Below are 1,657 nucleotides of genomic sequence, written 5' to 3'. Positions count from 1 at the left end.
GATGTTGACCTGTTCTTTTTTCATATAAATCAATCTTTTTCAAAGAACGAATATGATTTGTCGACCATAAATAACCTTCCGATTGATAATTATAAAAAGGGAATTTTAACTCAAAATCATAATTAAAGATGACAAAAGGTTCTTCTATCTTTTGATTAATGGGATAAACGCCGACAACTTTATCTTTGATGATGTCTTTGATAATAATTTTATCAATGAAAAGATAACTCGGACCTCCGAAATTAGTTCCTTGCTCATAAATAATTTCTAAGTGATAATTTTCTGGTAAAAAAGGAAAAGAGGATGGTAAAGGAGGTTTATTAAGACTCCAAAAGAAATATAAAGCTGTCGCGCCATTCCCCATTTGTTTTAAATCTTCTAAAGTATAAGTATCATCTTTTCCTTCCCTTTTTCCACCTTCAAAAAAGGCTAAGAGAAAATGAGCAGGTGGTGGTTCTTTAATTCGAAATTGAAAGTTAACTTCTTTTTGTTGGTCAGAAGCGTTATATAATGCGTAAGAAAATTGATGACTAAAATGATAAAGAGGAAAATGATAATTTAACCATCCCATCGCTTCTTTCATTCCTGTATGTTCTCCTAAATAAACATCATAAACGGCGAGTTCTTCTATTTGACCTTGTTTTTGAGGAAGAAGCGATTGATAATAAAAGTCATCAATCGCAGAAGAAGAAGGTTGAAAAGAAGCAGATAAATATTGTTTTGGTTCTCTTTGGGTTTTGGCCTTTTTTAATGGGAGGTTGATTGATTGACTATCAACCTCTAATAAAATTAATTGTTCTCTTTTTTTTCTTTCACCCCAAAGAAGAAGAAAGAACAAAAAATAACAACCCCAACTAAAAAGACAAACCCATTTTATTTTGGCAGTCATAACAAAACATTATTGCCACACTTCTAATTGAGCAGTTAATCTTTCTTTTTCAGCTTGGTAACAAGCTTGGATCGTTTCATCTGTTGTTTGGTCACTTTCTTTAGTTAAAGTTTCAATTCTGTTTCTGATTTGAATTTGATTACTTATTTTTTCTATTTCTTGAACCAACTTATCTCTTTTAGTTTCCAAGTTTTCTTTATCTTTCATTAAATTAGTTCTTTCTTGAGTTGTTAAGGAACTACTTTTTAATTTTTCAACAATCCCTTTTAAAATCTGTTCTAATTCCTCTTTTTCTTGCCATGCCTTCTCTTTTTCTTCTAAATAAAGGACTTCTTTTTCTTGTTTTAATTTTTCTTCCGTTAAAAAATGTTTTTCTGCTAAAGGGAGCTTGTCATTTATTTTGGCGTCTTTTTCTTTTAAGGCTTCTTTTAAGTGGAGTAAATAATTTTGGATATTCTTTTTTTGTTGATATGATCTTTCTTTTTTTTCTAAAAAAGTAATTATTTTTTGTAAATTTTCTTTTCCTTTAGGATCAGTTAAGGTCTTTAAGACTTCTTGATGATTATTAATTTTATCTCTTAATAATGTTTCTTGTTCAGAAATAGTTTTATTATTGGATAATTTCTCATCTTCTTTTTTTTCTTCGAGATGACAAGGAACAATAATGGTAAATTGACGATGAGGATCCAAATAATAATAAAGTAAACTTAACCCTCCTATGATTGTTAATAAAATGACAAAAAAAGTCCATTTCTTTTTTTTACTACC

At 29.1% G+C, this 1,657-nt stretch carries 2 protein-coding genes; both read right to left on the bottom strand.

What is annotated here, in order from left to right; translation table 11 throughout:
• On the bottom strand, positions 1–889 hold an 889-nt coding region (locus tag Q8777_RS02565; RefSeq protein WP_318749490.1), incomplete at its 3' end, for a hypothetical protein.
• A gap of 9 nt (positions 890–898) precedes the next feature.
• On the bottom strand, positions 899–1,657 hold a 759-nt coding region (locus Q8777_RS02560; protein ID WP_318749489.1), incomplete at its 5' end, for a hypothetical protein.

Source organism: Candidatus Phytoplasma stylosanthis, assembly GCF_032886435.1.
GTDB lineage: Bacteria > Bacillota_I > Bacilli_A > Acholeplasmatales > Acholeplasmataceae > Phytoplasma > Phytoplasma stylosanthis.
The sequence above is the reverse complement of the archived record's forward strand: the minus strand, read 5'-3'. Positions and strand labels throughout refer to the sequence as shown.